At 44.6% G+C, this 1,133-nt stretch carries 1 protein-coding gene; it reads left to right on the top strand.

Translation table 11 applies throughout. The features are described 5' to 3' along the window. Positions 1-34: 34 nt before the first annotated feature. The coding region (gene ytvI / locus AC1DUA_RS38585; RefSeq protein ID WP_477504718.1) for a sporulation integral membrane protein YtvI at positions 35-1,133 on the top strand (1,099 nt) is incomplete at its 3' end.

The following is a 1,133-nucleotide window of genomic DNA, read 5'->3' as shown; positions in this document are numbered from 1 at the left end:
GAACAATAAACATAAAGCCCCCGGAGGAACATGCATGATTTCTTTTTACAAGAAATATTGGAGAACTGCCTTTGACATTGCTCTCATTGTTCTAACCGTCTACCTCTTCATGCTGTTGTTCAGCTATCTGTATCGCATCGCGACGCCTATCTTCCTGGCTCTGATCATTTTCTTGATGATCGAGCCTTTTGCTAGGTTTCTGAATCGGAAAGGGATGCGAAAGTCGATTGCATCAGCGATCTCGACACTCCTCTTCGTCCTGATCATCCTGGGCGCACTGACGGGTGCCGCTGTTATTTTCACAAGCCAGATCATGAGCCTTGTCGATAAAGTAGACGATTATCAAGCCGTTTTTAATGACCAAATCATACATAAAATTAGTGAATTAAATGATCGTTTCCAAACTTTGCCTCCTGATGTCATTGTCAAGATCAAAGAGTATGCCGGACAATTCGCAGGAAATGCATCTAAATTCATTATATCGTTCTTATCCGGCTTAGTAGCCTCGCTGACTTCCTTCTCCACCTTCATGTTCAACTTCATTGTCGGAATCATTTTGGCCTACTTCCTCAGCATAGAAATCGACTCCTGGAAACGCCTTGCAAGTGAGAAAACACCTAGAACGTTTAAATCGGTTTTCTTCTTTTTAAAGGAAAATGTCGTGAAGGGTATTGTCTCTTACGTAAAAGCCCAGCTTAAACTAATAAGCTTAACGTTTGTCGTCGTTTTCTTGGCCTTGCTCCTGCTAGGCGTCAATAACGCGTTCTCCATCTCCCTACTCTCGGCGGTTTTCGATGTTCTGCCGTTGCTGGGTGTCTCTACTTTGTTCATTCCATGGATCATTTACTTGTTTATCGTTGGGCAGACAACACTAGCAATCTGGCTAAGCGCGCTGCTGCTTGTCGTTATCCTTGTCAGACAGATCATGGAACCAAAAATTACAGGGGAATCTCTTGGCGTATCGGCCTTTACTACGCTAGCCTTCATGATCGTGTCCCTTTCGTTATTCGGCGTTGCGGGCGTCATCCTCTCGCCTGTCTTAATCATCCTGCTCAAAGCTCTGTATACACAAGGCTATTTCCATCGTTGGATACGCAAGCCTGAGGACGAATACACTCAGGGCAGGTTTCCTA

The organism is Paenibacillus sp. 01T422, from assembly GCF_056398785.1.
This window is presented reverse-complemented; position numbering and strand designations above follow the sequence as displayed.